The organism is Sphingomonas adhaesiva, assembly GCF_002374855.1.
Classification (GTDB): domain Bacteria; phylum Pseudomonadota; class Alphaproteobacteria; order Sphingomonadales; family Sphingomonadaceae; genus Sphingomonas; species Sphingomonas adhaesiva.
This window is the reverse complement of sequence record NZ_NWVC01000002.1, coordinates 114,138-129,970: the sequence shown is the minus strand read 5'-3', so window position 1 is coordinate 129,970 and position 15,833 is coordinate 114,138. Positions and strand designations below refer to the sequence as shown.

The window sequence follows — 15,833 nt, the reverse complement described above, 5'->3', positions numbered from 1 at the left end:
ATGGCGAAGGCGGCACCCGACGGGCTTATTACCGCGCTGGACATCGGATCGTCCAAGATATCGGCGATGATCGCGCAGAAGGGCGACGGCGGCGAACTGGTGGTGCTGGGCACCGGCCAGCGCGAAAGCCGCGGCGTCAAGCGCGGCTATATCGCCGACATGGACGCCACCGAAGTGGCGGTGCGCGAGGCGGTGGAACAGGCCGAGCGGATCGCCGGGCTGAACATCGAGAACGTCTGGGCGGGCTTTTCGGCGGGCGGGCTGGTCAGCGACGAAGCCTTCATCGAGGCCGAACTGGGCGGTATGCGCATCGAACAGGCGGATATCGACGCGCTGCTCCACGAAGGGCGGCAAGCGATCGACCCGCAGGGGCGGATGGTGTTGCACGCGCAGCCCGCGCTGTACACGCTGGACGGGCTGACCGGCGTCAAGAAGCCGCTGGGTCTCCATGCCGACCGGCTGGGCGTGCACATCCATGTGATCGCGGCGGACGGATCGCCGGTGCGCAACCTGGACCTGTGCGTGCGCTCGGCGCATCTGGAGGTGAAGTCGATCATCGCCAGCCCGGTCGCGACGGGGCTTGCCTGCCTGACCGAGGAGGAGCGCGACCTGGGCGTCGCGCTGGTGGAGGTGGGCGCGGGGATCACGAACGTGTCGCTGTTCGCGGGCGCGATGCTGGTCGGGCTGAAATCCATCCCGTTCGGCGCCGCCGACATCACCGACGACATCGCCTCCGCGTTCGGCACCACGCGGTTGCAGGCGGAGCGGATCAAATGCTTCCACGGCAGCGCCAATGCGTCCCCTCGCGACAACCATGAGATGGTGACGATCCGCGAGCGGACCGACGACGAGGATTCGGAGGCGTTGCAGATCACCAAGGCCGCGCTGATCCACGTCATCCGCCAGCGGCTGGAACATCTGATGGGCGAGGTGCAGGCCGCACTGAAGGAATTGCGCTTCGAAGGGCCGGTCGGGCGGCAGGTGGTGCTGACCGGCGGCGGTGCGGAGCTGAAGGGGATCGCCGATTATGCGCAGCAGGCGCTGGGCCGGTCGGTGCGGATCGGGCGCCCGCGCGGGCTGACCGGCCTGCCGGAGGCGCATTCCGGCCCCGGTTTCGCGACGCTGGCGGGGCTGGCATTCTTTGCCGCGAGCGATCCGATCGACCTGCGCGGGCTGACCCCGACTCCGCAGATGGTGCATCGCCAGCGCGGCTTACGCGGCTTCTGGAAGCTGGTTCAGGCGGCCAAGGCCAATTATTGACGCGACAATCGGGCGCTTCGCGGTAATTTCTCTTTCACCACGCGCCCCATTGTTGCACATCGGTGTGAATGGCCCGCGACAGGCGACATATTCGCGGGCGGACGGAGTAACTTGTCGATGAGCATCGAATTCATCACGCCCGATCTGGACGATCTGACCCCCCGCATCACCGTGGTGGGTGTCGGCGGCGCCGGTGGCAACGCGATCGCCAACATGATGCGCGCCGACGTGCAGGGCGTGAACTTCCTGGTGGCGAACACCGATGCGCAGGCGCTGAAGCAGTCCGACGCGGAACAGAAGATCCAGCTGGGTGCGAAGATCACCCAGGGGCTGGGCGCGGGCAGCCGGCCGGAAATCGGCCGCGCCGCTGCCGAGGAGACGATCGAGGAACTGTCGCGCCTGCTGGAGGGAAGCCACATGTGCTTCATCGCCGCCGGCATGGGCGGCGGCACCGGCACCGGCGCCGCGCCGGTGATCGCCAAGGCCGCGCGCGACATGGGCATCCTGACCGTCGGCGTCGTGACCAAGCCGTTCAGCTTCGAGGGCAATCGCCGGTCGAAGTCGGCCGAGGCGGGCATCGAGGAACTGCAGAAGTTCGTCGACACGCTGATCGTCATCCCGAACCAGAACCTGTTCCTGGTCGCCAATGCGAACACCACGTTCAAGCAGGCGTTCGAAATGGCGGACGAGGTGCTGCAGCAGGGCGTGCGCGGCATCACCGACCTGATGGTCATGCCGGGCCTCATCAACCTGGACTTCGCCGACGTGCGGTCGGTGATGCAGGAAATGGGCAAGGCGATGATGGGCACCGGCGAGGCCGAGGGCGACGACCGCGCGCTGGTCGCCGCGCAGAAGGCGATCGCCAACCCGCTGCTCGACGGCGTGTCGATGCAGGGCGCCAAGGGCGTGATCGTGTCGATCACCGGCGGCGACGACATGCGCCTGCTGGAAGTGGACGAGGCCGCGAACCACATCCGTGAGCTGGTCGATCCCGATGCCAACATCATCTGGGGTTCGGCCTTCAACCCGGAGCTGGAGGGCAAGATTCGCGTGTCGGTGGTCGCCACCGGCATCGAGAGCCAGGCGCAGACCGCCGCGCCGGTCGCCAGCGCACCGGCCGAGCCGCCGCGCACGTTCAGCTTCAACGCGCCGCGCCGCGCCGCCGAGGCGCCCGCCGCCGCACCGCAGGCGGCTGCGCCCGCCCCCGCGCCGACCGCCTATCAGCCGGCACCCGAGGCGTCCGTGCCGCCGCAGCAGCCCAGCGGCGCCGCGGCGCAGGCGATGGAAGCGGGCGTGCCCGCCGCCGGCCACGTGCCGTCGCCGCAGGCGATTTCCCCCGCCAGCGAGGCGGTGGAGGACGAACTGCTGCTGGGCGCCGACGCGATGATGCCGGCCCCCGCGCCGGCCGCGCCGCTCGATCAGGGCGACGCCGGCCGCCGCCGCTTCCTGTCGCCGGGTGCAGAGGCGGACGACGCTCCGCCGCAGCCGCGCGTGAAGCTGGGCGGCACCTTGTTCGAGCGGATGCAGAACGCCACCCGCAACGCCGGTCGCGGCGACGAGGAACCGCGCGATCCGTCCGACCTGCCGCGGTTCCTGCACCGGCAGAACAACCAGTAAGCGACACGCCGCCGGTGCCCGGTCGCGCGCCGCCGCCGTCTTGGCGCCAGTGTGCGCCGGGATGGCGGTGGCGCCCGGGACTGGCGCGGCACACAGCGCGCGGTTGGGCGTGTGCGCCGGTATCGGCGGGCGCCGCGCACGTTCGTCGCCCCGCCGGGTCGGTTCGCCGCACTGAATCGCGATCGTCATTGGCGGTTCATGGCGATCGGCGTCTAGGCTGGCGCGTGACCGCCCCTTCCTATGCCGCCCGGCCCGCCGCGCACGCGCCGGCCGCGCGGGGAGCTTGATACGCATGTCCGACGTCCCTCCGCCCCGCGCGGGACGCATCGCCGCCCGTTCCGTGGTCAGCGTCCGCATCGCCGCGTTGCTGCTGGCGGCCTGTCCCGCCGCGGTCGCGGCGCAGCAGTTGCAGATGGTGCAGACGCTGAACCCCGATGCGGACCGGCTGGCCGAAACCGTGCGCCGGCTGGGTGCCAGCCCGCGTGACCTGTCCGCGTTGATCGAGGCGGGCGACCTGTCGTTCCGGCTGGGCGATGCCACCGCGGCCGCCGCCTTCTACAAGCGTGCCGAGGCGATCGACCCCAACAACGGCCGGGTGAAGGCGGGGATCGGCCGCATCCTGGTCAACGGCGAGCGGCCGGGCGAGGCGCTGCGCTATTTCGAACTGGCGCAGCGTTACGGTGCGCCGATGGCCGACTATGCCGGCGATCGCGGCCTTGCCTACGACCTGGTCGGCGAACAGGAGCGGGCGCAGCGCGACTATCGCGCGGCGCTGGCGCGCGGCGGGGCGGACGCCGATCTGGACGAGGTGCGCCGCCGCTACGCGCTGTCGCTCGGCATTTCGGGGCGGCAGGAGGAAGCGCTGGCGCAGATCGACACGCTGCTGCGCCGGTCCGATCGCGGCGCGTGGCGCGCGCGCGCCTTCGTCCTGGCGATGAACGGCGACGTGGCGGGCGCCAACCGCATCGCATCGGGCATGATGCCGGCGGGCATGGCGCAGGGGCTGGCGGCATTCTTCCGGCGGCTGCCGACGCTGAGCGCGACCGATCGTGCGTTTGCGGTCCATTTCGGTGAGGTCGCCGCGACGCCCGCGCGACTGGCCGACGCTCGCCTGACCCCGACGCTGCCGCCGCTGGGGATCGACCCGACCGCGCCGCGCCAGCAGGTCGCGGCGGTGGCGGTGGCGGCGCCGGCGGCACGCCCGCTGTCGCGCGCCGAACAGCGGCAGCAGCAGCGCGCGGCACAACTGGCGGCGCGCCAGTCGCCGCGCGGCACCGCGGCACCCGCGTCTGCGCCACCGGTCACTTATGCCGCCCGTCCCGCGGAGACAGCCTCCCTAACGCCTGCTGCCCCGGCGTCGGCACAGCGGACGCCCGCTCCGACGACCAGCACGTCGCCCGCACCCGCGACGCAGGTCGCGTCGATCGCGGGGGCGCAGCGCGCGCCCACCGCGATTCCGCCGGCCGGATCGACCATCGCCGCCACGCGGGTCGCGGCGGGTACGACGGGCTTCACCTCTACCGCACCGGCAAGCACCGTGCCCGCGACCAGCGCGGTACAGACCGCGACCGCGACGGCCCCCGCCGCGGCTGTGCCGACGTCGACTGCGTCAGCCACCCCGGGCATGGCGATGCCGTCGCCGGCGATCGCGCCGCGTCCCGAGCAGGCGGCCAATGCCGCGATGGCGGCGGCGACTGCGACGCCGGGCTTCTCGACTCCGGTCGCGGCAGCGCCGACGCCGGCGCCCGCGCCGGCCCCGGTCGCCAGCACCGCCCCGACGCGGCCGACCGCGATCGGGCGCGGCGAGGATTCGATCCTGGCGCGGATCGTCGCGGGCATCACCATCCCGGCGTCCGAACTCGACGTGCCGCCGATGCCGGGCGCGGTCCCGGTGGTGGCGCCGCCGCCCGCGCCCGGTTCCGCCGCGTCGCTGGAGGAGGCCGCGCGCGTCGCCGAGCGCAATGCCGCAGCGGACGAGGAGAAGCGCGAACGCCTGCTCGCCAAGCGGCAGGCCGACCGTGCCGCCGCCGCCGCGAAGGCCGCCGCGGAAAAAAAGGCCAAGGAACTGGCCGCCAAGAAGGATGCGGCCGAGAAACTGGCCGCGGAGAAGAAGGCCGCGCGTGCCGAGCCGGAGCGCATCTGGGTACAGGTGGCCGGCGGCGCGAACGAGGGCGACCTGCCCAAGGCATGGAAGGCGGTGCAGGCCAAGGCCCCGGCGCTGGCGGGGCGACGCGGCTATGCCACGCCGCTGCGCGCCACCAACCGCGTCGTCACCGGCCCGTTCAAGACCGAGGCGGAGGCCCGCGCCTTCGTCAACACACTGGCCAGGCAGGGCGTGTCGGCGTTCAGCTTCACCAGCGCGCCCGGGCAGAAGATGACGCGGCTGGACGCGAAATAGCATCATGGCCGATCTTGCCCCCTGGGCGTCCCATCCCGCGCGCAGCCGCGGGCGCTGCCATGCGGAGGAAGCGGGCGATCGCGGTCCGCGCGACGCATTCCAGCGCGACCGCGACCGCATCATCCATTCGATCAGCTTCCGCCGGCTGCGCCACAAGACGCAGGTGTTCCTGGCCCCCGACGGCGACCATTTCCGCGTCCGGCTGACCCACAGCTTGGAAGTGGCGCAGATCGGCCGCACGATCGCGCGCACGCTGGGGCTGAACGAGGATCTGACCGAGGCGCTATGCCTGGCGCATGACATCGGCCACCCGCCGTTCGGCCATGCGGGGGAGAATGCGCTGCAGAAGGCGATGCTGGCGGCGGGCGGGTTCGACCACAACGGCCATACGCTGCGCACGCTGATGCGGATCGAGCGGCCCTATCCGCGCTGGCGCGGGCTGAACCTGACGTGGGAGACGCTGGAGGGGCTGGCGAAGCACAACGGCCCGATCTACGCGCCGAGCTGGGCGCTGGCGGAGGCCGATGCGCGGGCGGCGCTGGAGCTGACCAGCCATGCCTCGCTGGAGGCGCAGGTCGCCGCGCTGGCCGACGATATCGCCTATGACAATCACGACATCGACGACGGCCTGCGCGCCGGGCTGCTGACGCTGGAGCAGATCGAGGCGGTGCCGCTGGTCGCGGAGGGCTGGGCTCGGCTCGACGCGACCTTCCCGGACCTGCCGCGCGAGCGATTGGCGGGGGAGCTGATCCGCAGCCAGATCGGCGCGATGGTCAACGACCTGATCGCCGAATCGCAGCGCCGCATCGCGGCGGCGGGGGTGGGAAGCGTGGAGGAGGTGCGCGCCGCCGGCCGCCCGCTGATCGCCTTTTCCCCGGCGATGACCGCGGCGGAGCGCGAGCTGAAGCGGTTCATGTACGCCAATCTGTACCACCACCCGCGCCAGCTGGAGGCGGCGGACGCGGCGCATCATGTCGTTGCGGGGCTGTTCGCCGCCTACCGTGGCGATCCGGCGCTGCTGCCGGAGGAATGGCGCGCGCGACTGCCGGAGGGGGAGCCGGGCATCAGCCGGCACATCGCGGATTTCATTGCGGGGATGACCGATCGCTACGCCGTCGCGCGCTATCGCGAGGTCGTGGGGGCGATCGACCTGCCCGAGGGGTTCTGACCAACGAAAAACGGGGCGCGCCCGTCGGCACGCCCCGTTCCTGTCATCCCGAGGGATCGGCGGATCAGTTGGCCGACGCGACCGCGGTCAGCGGGGTCTGCGTGCGGAAGGACACCGGATAGCCATTGGCGTGGCCGGTGACGCGGTTGCCGTCGACCAGCAGGCGGAAGCGGCTGGCCGAGCCGACTTCGCGACCCTCGATCAGGGTGCGGCCGCCGTCACGCGCGGTGGTGCTGTACACATAGGTGTGGCCGTTGCGGGTGAAGCTCTGCTGCGCCGGCTCTGCGGCCATGCCCATCGTGGAGATCAGCGCGGCGGCGGCAGCGGTGAGGATCGAAACGGTGCGCATCGGATAACCCCCTGAGGTCACGTTAAATGATGCGTTGCAGCATAAATGCTGCGTTGCGGCACGCAATTGAATCGATCGCGATCTGAGTTGCAGTTTTTGCAATCGGACGGCGGCGCCACCGGCATAGTTCTGCGACAGACGTGGCGTATCGGTGCACTCCGCTGAGGGACTGGAAGGTGCCATGACGCCGCAGACGATCGCGCTTCACCGTTTCGGACTGGGGGCGACCCCGGAGGACCGGGCGCCCGACGACCCGCGTGGCTGGGTAACCGCGCAGTTCGCGCGGTTCGATCCGCGCCCCGCGCCGATCGCGGCGACCCGCACCGCATTGCAGGCGGCCGCCGATCTCGTCGCCTTTCAGCAGCAGCGGCGCGAGGTGCGCACGGCGACGTCCGCCGGCGCCACGCCCATGGCGCCACCCCCGAAGCCGGCGGACGACCCGGAGCTGAAGGCGCAGCGCCGCGCGTTGCGGCAGGATCATTACGCCGCCACCGCCGACGCCCGGCTGGCCGCGGCGCTGGCCAGCGACACGCCGTTCGTCGAGCGGATGGTGTTCTTCTGGGCCAATCATTTCGCGGTGTCGGCCGACAAGCAGACCGTCACCCCGCTGGCCGGCGCGTTCGAGTTCGAGGCGATCCGCCCGCATGTGCTGGGGCGGTTCGGCGACATGCTGTCCGCGGTGGCGCGGCATCCGGCGATGCTGCTGTACCTCGACCAGGCGGTATCGGTCGGCCCCGACAGTTTGCGCGCGCAACGCGCCGCGATGCAGGGGCGCCGACGCGGCCTGAACGAGAATCTCGCGCGCGAAATACTGGAACTTCACACGCTGGGGGTGGGCAGCGGCTATACGCAAGGCGATGTCACCGAATTCGCGCGCGCGCTGACCGGGTGGACGGTCGCGGGGCTGGGCGGGGGCGGGAATGCCGATCTGCCGCCGGGCACGTTTCTATTCGTCCCCGGCCTGCACGAGCCGGGCGCGCGCGCGCTGCTGGGGCGGCGCTATGCCGACGACGGTCTGGCGCAGGGACAGGCGATCCTGAACGATCTGGCGGTGCATCGCGCGACCGCACGGCACATCGCGACCAAGCTGACGCGCCATCTGGCCGGCGACCAGCCGCCCGCGGCGATGGTCGATCGCGTCGCGGCGGCGTTCCTGTCGTCGGGTGGCGATCTGCCGACCGTCTATCGCGCGCTGGTCGCCTCGCCGGAGGCCTGGGCGCCGGGGCCGGTGAAGTTCCTGACACCCTGGGAATGGACCGTCGCCGCCGGCCGCGCGACCGGCCAGCGGCGCGTGCCGCCGGGCAGCACGCTGGGGCTGCTCGACCAGTTGGGCCAGCCGATGTGGCGGCCGGGCCAGCCCAACGGCTTCGACGATCTGGCGGCGACCTGGGCCGGCCCCGATGCGGTGATGCGCCGTGTGGAGGCGGCGCAGCGGATCGCCGCGCGCACCCCGCCGGTCGATGCGCGCGCGCTGGCGGAGCAGTTGCACCCCGGTGCGCTGTCCGCCGCGACCGCGCAGGCGATCGCGCGCGCCGACAGCCCGGCACAGGCACTGGCGCTCTTGCTGGTCGCCCCCGAAACCTTGCGGAGATAATGTGATGCCGCCCTTGTTCGTCGACCGGCGCGGATTGCTGATGGGGGCGAGCGCGCTGGCGTTCGCGCCGCGCATCGCCTTTGCCGCCGCCGCCACCGACCGCCGCTTCGTCTTCGTGATCCAGCGCGGCGCGGCCGACGGGTTGCAGATGCTGATGCCGGTCGGCGATCCCGCCTTCGCCGCGGCGCGCGGCGCGCTGGCGCAGGATGCCGCGACCGCGACGAAGCTGGACGCGATGTTCGCGCTCCATGCCGCGATGCCGGAGGTGGCGCGGCTCTATGCCGGGGGTCAGGCGCTGTTCGCGCACGCCATCGCCTCGCCCTATCGCGACCGCTCGCATTTCGACGGGCAGAACGTGCTGGAGACCGGCGGGACCGCCGCCTACCAGCAGCGCAGCGGGTGGATGAACCGGCTGCTCGCGTTGCTGCCCGCGCAGGAGGCGCAGGCGATCGCGGTGTCCGCGACGATCCCGATGGCATTGCGCGGCGATCGCGAGGTGGCGTCCTACGCCCCGTCGTCGCTACCGGATGCGTCGGACGACCTGCTGCGCCGCGTGACGGCGTTGTACGAGGGCGACCGGCAATTGCACGCGATCTGGTCGGAAGCGATGCAGACGCGGATGCTGGCGGGCGACCTGTCCGGCGGCGGCGGGCGCGCGGGCGCGGATACCGGGGCGCTGGCGGCGAAGTTGCTGGCCCCCGCCGACGGCGCACGGATCGCGATGATCGAAACCGGCGGGTGGGACACGCATACCGGCCAGCGGCAGCGCTCGGCAGCGCAGCTGAAGGGGCTGGACGCGCTGATCGCGTCGCTGCGCACCGGCCTGGGGCCACTGTGGGACCGGACGGTCGTGCTGGTGGCGACGGAGTTCGGGCGGACCGTGGCGGTCAACGGTACCGGCGGCACCGATCACGGGCAGGCGAGCGCCGCGCTGCTGCTGGGCGGCGGGGTGAAGGGCGGGCGGATCCTGGCCGACTGGCCGGGGCTGGCGCTCGCCGCGCTGTACGAGGGGCGCGACCTGAAGCCGACCGCGGCGCTGGACGCCTTCATCGCCGGCGCGCTGGCCGAACAGTTCGCGCTCGATCCCGCGCGGGTCGGCGCGACGCTGTTTCCGAAGGCGCTGTCGGGGCCGGCGATGAGTGGACTGGTGCGCGCCTGACGGATTTTGCACCTGCGCCGTGCATCGGCTAAGGCGCCGCCGCTATGACGCTCTTCACCCGCTATACCGCTCATGTCGATGCCGCGCTCGACGCGCTGACCGCCGCCGGAACCCTGCCTGCCGGGCTGGACCGCCGCAACGTGACGGTCGAGCCGCCGCGCGACGCCACGCATGGCGATCTGGCGACCAATGCCGCGATGGTGCTGGCCAAGCCCGCCGGCACCAACCCGCGCCAGCTGGCCGAGGCGCTGGCGACCGAGTTGCGCGCGCTGGACGAGGTGGCGGCGGTGACCGTCGCCGGGCCGGGCTTCATCAACATGACGCTGCACGACGACGTGTGGCGGCGCGAGATCGACGCGATCCACGCCGCGGGGGCCGATTACGGCCGGTCGGACGGCGGCACGGGCGTGCGCGTGAACATCGAATATGTCTCCGCCAACCCCACCGGGCCGATGCACATGGGGCATTGCCGCGGCGCGGTGGTGGGCGACGCGCTGGCCAGCCTGCTGGAATTTGCGGGCAATACCGTGATCCGCGAATATTACGTCAACGACGCCGGCGGGCAGGTCGACGTGCTCGCGCGGTCGGCGCACCTTCGCTATCGCGAGGCACTGGGCCAGGACGTCGGCGCGATCCCCGAGGGGCTGTATCCCGGTGATTACCTGGTCCCCGTCGGGCAGGCGCTGGCGCAGGAATTCGGCGATCGTTACGCCGCCGCGCCCGAGGAGGAATGGCTGGCGCTGTTCCGTACCCGCGCGGTGGCGGCGATGCTGACGCTCATCAAGGACGATCTGGCGCTGCTCGGCATCCACCACGACGTCTTCTCCTCCGAGGCGGAATTGCAGGCCGCGAAGAAGCCCGAGGCGGCCGAAGCGGTGCTGCGCGCGCGCGACCTGATCTATGACGGCGTGCTGGAAGCGCCCAAGGGCGAGACGCCCGAGGATTGGGAGCCGGTCGAGCTGCCGCTGTTCCGCTCGACGAAGTTCGGCGACGATCAGGATCGCCCGATCCGCAAGTCGAACGGCAGCTGGACCTATTTCGGTGCCGACATGGCCTATCACTATCAGAAGGCCGCGGGCGCCGATCAGCTGATCGACATCTGGGGCGCCGACCATGCCGGCACGGTCAAGCGCATCCAGGCCGCAGTCGCCGCGCTGACCGAGGGCAAGACGCGCTTCGACGTGAAGCTGGTGCAGATGGTGCGGCTGCTGCGCGGCGGCGAGCCGGTGAAGATGTCGAAGCGCGCGGGCAATTTCGTGACGCTGGCCGATGTCGTGCGCGAGGTCGGCAAGGACGTCGTGCGCTTCACGATGCTGACGCGGCGGTCGGACGCGCAGATGGACTTCGACTTCGCCAAGGTGGTGGAGGCGTCGAAGGAGAACCCGGTCTTCTACGTCCAGTACGCGCACGCACGGGTCCATTCGCTGCACCGCCGCGCGGCGGAGGCGGGGATTTCGGCCGATGGCGCCAATCTGTCCCGGCTTGATACGCAGGAACTGGCGCTGGTGAAGCTGGCGGCGCAATTCCCGCGCGTCGTGGAAACCGCCGCTGCGGCGCGCGAGCCGCATCGGATCGCCTTTTATCTCTATGACTTGGCAGCGGAATTTCACGCGCAGTGGAATGTCGGTAATGACAAGCCGGAGCGTCGCTTCCTGGTGCCCGACGATCATGGCGTCACCGCCGCGCGCTTGTCCTTGGCGGCGGCGATCGGGCGGATTATCCGGAACGGGCTCTCCATCATGGGCGTGGAGGCGGTCACGGAGATGCACTGATGACACCGACCGAACCGATCGGCGCGCCGCGCGATGAAGATCGCCTGCCGTGGCTGGATACGGTCGTGGCGGACGAGCCGGAGGGTGCGCCCGTCGCGCGCGTGATGGTGATGGTGCTGCTGGGGCTGGTCGTGCTGGGCGCGATCCTGTTCGGTCTGTACAAGATGCAGGGCGCGCGCGGCGTCAACGGCGAAGGCGCGCTGATCGCGGCGCAGGAGGGCGACTACAAGGTACGCCCCGACGATCCCGGCGGCTTGAAGGTAAAGGGCGAGGGCGATTCGGCGATCGCCGCGAGCGCCGGCAGCAACATGAACGGTGCGATCGATCTGCGCGCGGTGCCCGAAGCGCCGATCACCCGCGGCGCGCCCGCACCCGCGCCGACCGCGCGCGTCGCCACCGGCGGCGGCCCGGTGGCGACCGCCAAGGTTCCCGACGCCAGCGCCCCGCTGCGCGCGCAGCGCCCCGTGACGGCGCCGAGCGCGCCGGTGCCCGGCGCAGCATCGGGCGGTGCGCTGATCCAGCTGGGCGCCTTCCCCAGCGAGGCCGCGGCCAATGCGGCGTGGAGCGCCTTGGCCAAGCGGTTCGGCTATGTCGCGACGCTGGGCAAGGTGGTGCAGACGGCGACCGTCAACGGGCGCACCGTCTATCGCCTGCGCGTCAACGCGGGCAGCGCCAATGCCGCGTCGGACATCTGCGGCCGGCTGAAGGTGGCGGGCGAGGGGTGTTTCGTCACCAGCTGAGCGGGTGCGCTCAGCGCCCGATCGTGAAGGTATAGCCCAGCGCGAGGCCGGCCGACACCTGGTTGCGCGAATCGGCGCGCCCGATGATCGGCGAGGCACCGGCATCGCCGATCAGCCGATCCCACCGCCCGACCGCCTGCACCGACCACCGCCGGTCCAGCGCGACGATCGCGCGCCCGGTCGCGCCGACCGCATGCGCCCCGCCGGACGGGTCGAACCGCGCCAGCCCGGTGCGCGCCGCGGTATCGGCATCCACCCCGAACCACGCGCGCTGGTAGCGGCGATCCGACAGCTGCACCCGCGGCCCCAGCGATACCAGCCAGCGGTCGCCATCGCGCGCGACGTAATCCGCCGCCAGCTGGCTGATCAGGCCGTTGTGCCCGGTGACGCCGTGCCGCACGTCGGCGCGCAGCCGAATGGCATCGACCGGCCACACCTGCGCGAAGACGCCGGGTTCCAGCGAGCGCGACACGCGCGGCAGCCCGCCGCCCAGATCGTCGGCATCGCGCTTCCCGGTCAGCTGGAACATCGGCCCCGCCTCGAACCGGCCGGCGTGGATCAGCGTCAGCGCATTGCCGTCGCCCGGCGCGCCGAACGGGAAGGGATCGTTGCCGCGCGCCTTGGCGATGCTGACGATCGGCGACAGGCGCATCCGGTCGTCGCCAGGGAAGGCGGGGTTGAACTGCGGCCCCAGCATCACGCGGATGCGGCGCGGGCGCGTGTCGCGGTCCCCCACCACATCCAGCCCGCCGCGCGGCGTCTTCACCTTTGCGCGCGGGGGCCGGGCGTCATCACGTGGCCGCGCCGCGACGGGCGTGGCCAGCACCGCGATTGCGAGCGTCGCGGCGATCGTCGGGCGGGCAGGGATGTGGGACAAGCGGCGATCCTTTCTGGAACCGGTCCCGGACAATCGTTCTGCCAGCGTACTGGTTCCGCGCGGTTATGCCCCCGCGCCGGTGCGGCATTCGCGTTGCGCGCGGAACGGCCGTAAAGACGTGGCATGAAGCCCGTCATCTTCGGCCTGTCCGGCCCGTCGCTCACCGATGCCGAACGCGCGTTCTTCCGCGCGGCGCGCCCGGCCGGCTATATATTGTTCGGACGCAACGTGGAGGGGCGCGCGCAGCTGCGTGCGTTGACCGATTCGCTGCGGGAACTGGAGGGGCGCGACGACGTCGCGATCCTGATCGACCAGGAAGGCGGGCCGGTCGCGCGGCTGGCGCCCCCAGAATGGCCGGCCTTTCCCGCCGGCCCCGCCTTCGAACGGCTGTACGAGATCGCGCCGATGTCCGCGATCGAGGCGGCGCGCGCCAACGGCCACGCACTGGGGCTGATGCTGGCGGAGGCCGGCGTCACCGTCGATTGCCACCCGATCCTGGATGTCGCGCGCGAAGGGACGACCGAGGCGATCGCGATCCGCGCGTTCGGGCATGAGCCGATGCGCGTCGCCGCGATTGGCCGCGCGACGATGGAGGGGCTGATCGCCGGCGGCGTCGTGCCGGTCGTCAAGCATATGCCGGGGCATGGCCGCGCGCTGCTCGATTCGCACGTCGCGCTGCCGACCGTGACGGCTGATGCCGCCGCGCTGGAGGAGGATCTGGCGCCGTTCCGCGCACTGGCGCACGCGCCGATGGGGATGACGACGCATATCGTGTTCGAGGCGTGGGACCGCGAGCGCCCCGCCACGCTGTCGCCGGTGGTGATCGAAGAGGTGATCCGCGGGCGGATCGGCTTCGACGGCCTGTTGATGAGCGACGATCTGGACATGAAGGCGCTGTCGGGCACGCCGGCGGAGAAGGCCGCGGCGGCGATCGCGGCGGGGTGCGACGTCGTGCTGGAATGCCATGCACCGATCGCGGAGATGGAAGCGATCGTCGCGCGGCTGGACGATATGGCGGCGCCGTCCCGCGCACGGCTGGACCGCGCGATGGCCGGGCGGACGGCGGCAGCGGGGGACATGGCGGCGTTGATCGACAAGCGCGACCGGCTGCTGGCGCTCGCGCAGTAGCGGATTCCGGGCGCGATGCCGCGATGCGAAATCGGCGCTTGAAGTCCCGCGAACCGCTGATATAAGCCGCGGCCTGTCGTCGGCCTCCGGGCCGCGCGGCACCCTGGTCGGGGAATAGCTCAGCCTGGTAGAGCACTGTGTTCGGGACGCAGGGGCCGGAGGTTCGAATCCTCTTTCCCCGACCAATTACTTCCTTCCATCGTCGGATTGATCCCCAGCGGGGGCCGCATCGCGCGTGTCGGCCACCGAAGTGGCTCGACAGCATTGGATGGGAACGTTAACAATCCTCCTGTCAGGTGGCGCGCCGCAGCCGCAGCCACGCGAGCGACGACGGGAGAGGGTGATGAAAAGGCGGGATTTCATGCGCGGCGGGGCGACCGTCGCGGGGGCCGGGGTGCTGGCGCCGGGCTGGTCGACGCTGGCGCAGGCCGCGCCGGTCGATCTGTCCTTCCCCAAGGATTTCGTGTTCGGCTGCGCGACGGCGGCCTATCAGATCGAGGGCGCGGTCGCGATCGACGGGCGCGGGCGCAGCAACTGGGACGTGTTCGCACACACGCCGGGAAAGATCGCCAATGGCGACACCGGCGATATCGCCTGCGACAGCTACCATCGCTACCCGCAGGATATCGCGTTGCTGCGCGACCTGGGCGTCGGCGCCTATCGCTTCTCGATCGCGTGGCCGCGCATCTTTCCGGACGGGCGCGGCAAGCCCAATGCGAAGGGCGTCGCCTATTACGACCGGCTGGTCGATGCGCTGCTGGCGGCGGGGATCACGCCGCACGCCACGATGTTCCACTGGGACTATCCCGCCGCGCTGCCGGGCGGGTGGCAGAACCGCGACACCGCCTACGCGCTCGCCGATTATGCCGGATACATGGCGGGCAAGCTGTCCGACCGCGTTAAGCATATCATGACGGTCAACGAACTGCGCTGCTTCACCGACCTGTCGCACAAGGAAGGGCTGCACGCGCCGGGGCTGAAGCTGCCGCCCGCCGGGGTCAATCAGGTGCGCCACCATGGCGTGCTGGCGCACGGGCTGGCGGTGCAGGCGATCCGCGCGCAGGCGAAGCCGGGCACGCAGGTCGGCATTGCCGACAACATGATCGCCTTCACCCCGGTGATGGAGACGCCCGAGCATATCGCCGCCGCGCAGAAGGCGACGCGGATCGAGAATGCGATGTTCCTGACCGCGGTGATGGAGGGGCGCTACCTCGACGAATATCTGGCGCAGGAAGGCGCCGCAGCGCCGAAGGTGAAGGACGGGGACATGGCGATCATCGCCAGTCCGCTCGATTTCGTATCGCTCAACGTCTACACCCCCGAATGGGTACGCGCCGACGACGGGCCGAAGGGCTACAAGGTCGTGCCGCATGTCGCATCCTCGCCGCGGATGGCCTCGCCATGGCTCGTGGTCGGGCCGGAAGCGGCGTACTGGACGGTGCGCAACGTCAGCGAGATGTGGAAGCCCAAGGCGCTGTACATCTCCGAAAACGGCGCCTCGGCGGACGATACGCTGGCGGGCGACCGCGTCGATGACGCCGACCGCGTGATGTACCTGCGCGGATACCTGTCGCAGTTCCGGCGCGCCGCGGTGGAGGGCTATCCGCTCAAGGGCTATTTCCTGTGGAGCCTGATGGACAATTTCGAATGGGCCGACGGCTATTCGAAGCGGTTCGGCATCCATTACGTCGACTTCGCATCGCAGCGCCGCGTGCCCAAGCTGAGCGCGCGCTGGTATCGCGAGGTGATCCGCCGCAACCGTATCGTCTGA

12 protein-coding genes and 1 tRNA gene are annotated in these 15,833 nt (G+C 71.2%); 11 read left to right on the top strand and 2 right to left on the bottom strand.

All coding sequences use genetic code 11. From position 1 onward, the window contains the following. The 4 genes from ftsA to COA07_RS05045 all read left to right on the top strand — a co-directional run bounded on the left by ftsA (position 1) and on the right by COA07_RS05045 (position 6,443). Positions 1 to 1,260, top strand: coding sequence for a cell division protein FtsA (gene ftsA / locus COA07_RS05060; RefSeq protein WP_066710098.1), 1,260 nt, complete (start codon positions 1 to 3; stop codon positions 1,258 to 1,260). Between the two features lie 117 nt (positions 1,261 to 1,377). Further along, positions 1,378 to 2,877 (top strand): cell division protein FtsZ, encoded by a 1,500-nt coding sequence (ftsZ, locus tag COA07_RS05055; RefSeq protein ID WP_096640570.1) that lies wholly within the window; start codon positions 1,378 to 1,380, stop codon positions 2,875 to 2,877. A 292-nt stretch (positions 2,878 to 3,169) separates the two neighbouring features. Next, complete coding sequence (locus tag COA07_RS05050; RefSeq protein WP_096640568.1) at positions 3,170 to 5,275, top strand: SPOR domain-containing protein; 2,106 nt, start codon at positions 3,170 to 3,172, stop codon at positions 5,273 to 5,275. 4 nt (positions 5,276 to 5,279) lie between these two features. Further along, positions 5,280 to 6,443: a deoxyguanosinetriphosphate triphosphohydrolase gene (locus tag COA07_RS05045; RefSeq protein ID WP_066711753.1), complete on the top strand. Its 1,164-nt coding sequence runs from the start codon at positions 5,280 to 5,282 to the stop codon at positions 6,441 to 6,443. Between the two features lie 64 nt (positions 6,444 to 6,507). Here COA07_RS05045 and COA07_RS05040 read toward each other — a convergent pair whose 3' ends face one another. Further along, the gene (locus COA07_RS05040; RefSeq protein ID WP_066711752.1) at positions 6,508 to 6,792 is read right to left on the bottom strand and encodes a hypothetical protein; all 285 of its coding nucleotides are present in this window, start codon (positions 6,790 to 6,792) and stop codon (positions 6,508 to 6,510) included. Between the two features lie 181 nt (positions 6,793 to 6,973). On the opposite strand from COA07_RS05040, the gene COA07_RS05035 reads away from it, so the two are divergent. The 4 genes from COA07_RS05035 to COA07_RS05020 are packed head-to-tail and all read left to right on the top strand — an operon-like array spanning position 6,974 to position 12,057. Further along, on the top strand, positions 6,974 to 8,386 hold the full coding sequence (locus COA07_RS05035) for a DUF1800 domain-containing protein (RefSeq protein WP_066711751.1): 1,413 nt from the start codon (positions 6,974 to 6,976) through the stop codon (positions 8,384 to 8,386). Between the two features lie 4 nt (positions 8,387 to 8,390). After that, positions 8,391 to 9,545, top strand: a complete 1,155-nt coding sequence (locus COA07_RS05030) for a DUF1501 domain-containing protein (RefSeq protein WP_066711754.1) — start codon at positions 8,391 to 8,393, stop codon at positions 9,543 to 9,545. Between the two features lie 44 nt (positions 9,546 to 9,589). Beyond that, entirely contained in the window at positions 9,590 to 11,317 is a 1,728-nt protein-coding gene (gene argS / locus COA07_RS05025) for an arginine--tRNA ligase (protein ID WP_066711750.1), read from the top strand. Continuing rightward, positions 11,317 to 12,057, top strand: a complete 741-nt coding sequence (locus tag COA07_RS05020; RefSeq protein ID WP_096640566.1) for an SPOR domain-containing protein — start codon at positions 11,317 to 11,319, stop codon at positions 12,055 to 12,057. Before argS ends, COA07_RS05020 begins: the two co-directional genes overlap by 1 nt. A 10-nt stretch (positions 12,058 to 12,067) precedes the next feature. Here COA07_RS05020 and COA07_RS05015 read toward each other — a convergent pair whose 3' ends face one another. Further along, positions 12,068 to 12,934: a MipA/OmpV family protein gene (locus COA07_RS05015; RefSeq protein WP_066711565.1), complete on the bottom strand. Its 867-nt coding sequence runs from the start codon at positions 12,932 to 12,934 to the stop codon at positions 12,068 to 12,070. Positions 12,935 to 13,057: 123 nt separating this feature from the next. On the opposite strand from COA07_RS05015, the gene nagZ reads away from it, so the two are divergent. From nagZ to COA07_RS05000, 3 genes are all read left to right on the top strand, one after another. Beyond that, positions 13,058 to 14,062, top strand: coding sequence for a beta-N-acetylhexosaminidase (gene nagZ / locus COA07_RS05010; protein ID WP_066711566.1), 1,005 nt, complete (start codon positions 13,058 to 13,060; stop codon positions 14,060 to 14,062). A 108-nt stretch (positions 14,063 to 14,170) separates the two neighbouring features. Next, positions 14,171 to 14,247: transfer RNA gene (locus tag COA07_RS05005), tRNA-Pro, on the top strand. A gap of 158 nt (positions 14,248 to 14,405) precedes the next feature. Continuing rightward, on the top strand, positions 14,406 to 15,833 hold the full coding sequence (locus COA07_RS05000; RefSeq protein WP_066711567.1) for a GH1 family beta-glucosidase: 1,428 nt from the start codon (positions 14,406 to 14,408) through the stop codon (positions 15,831 to 15,833).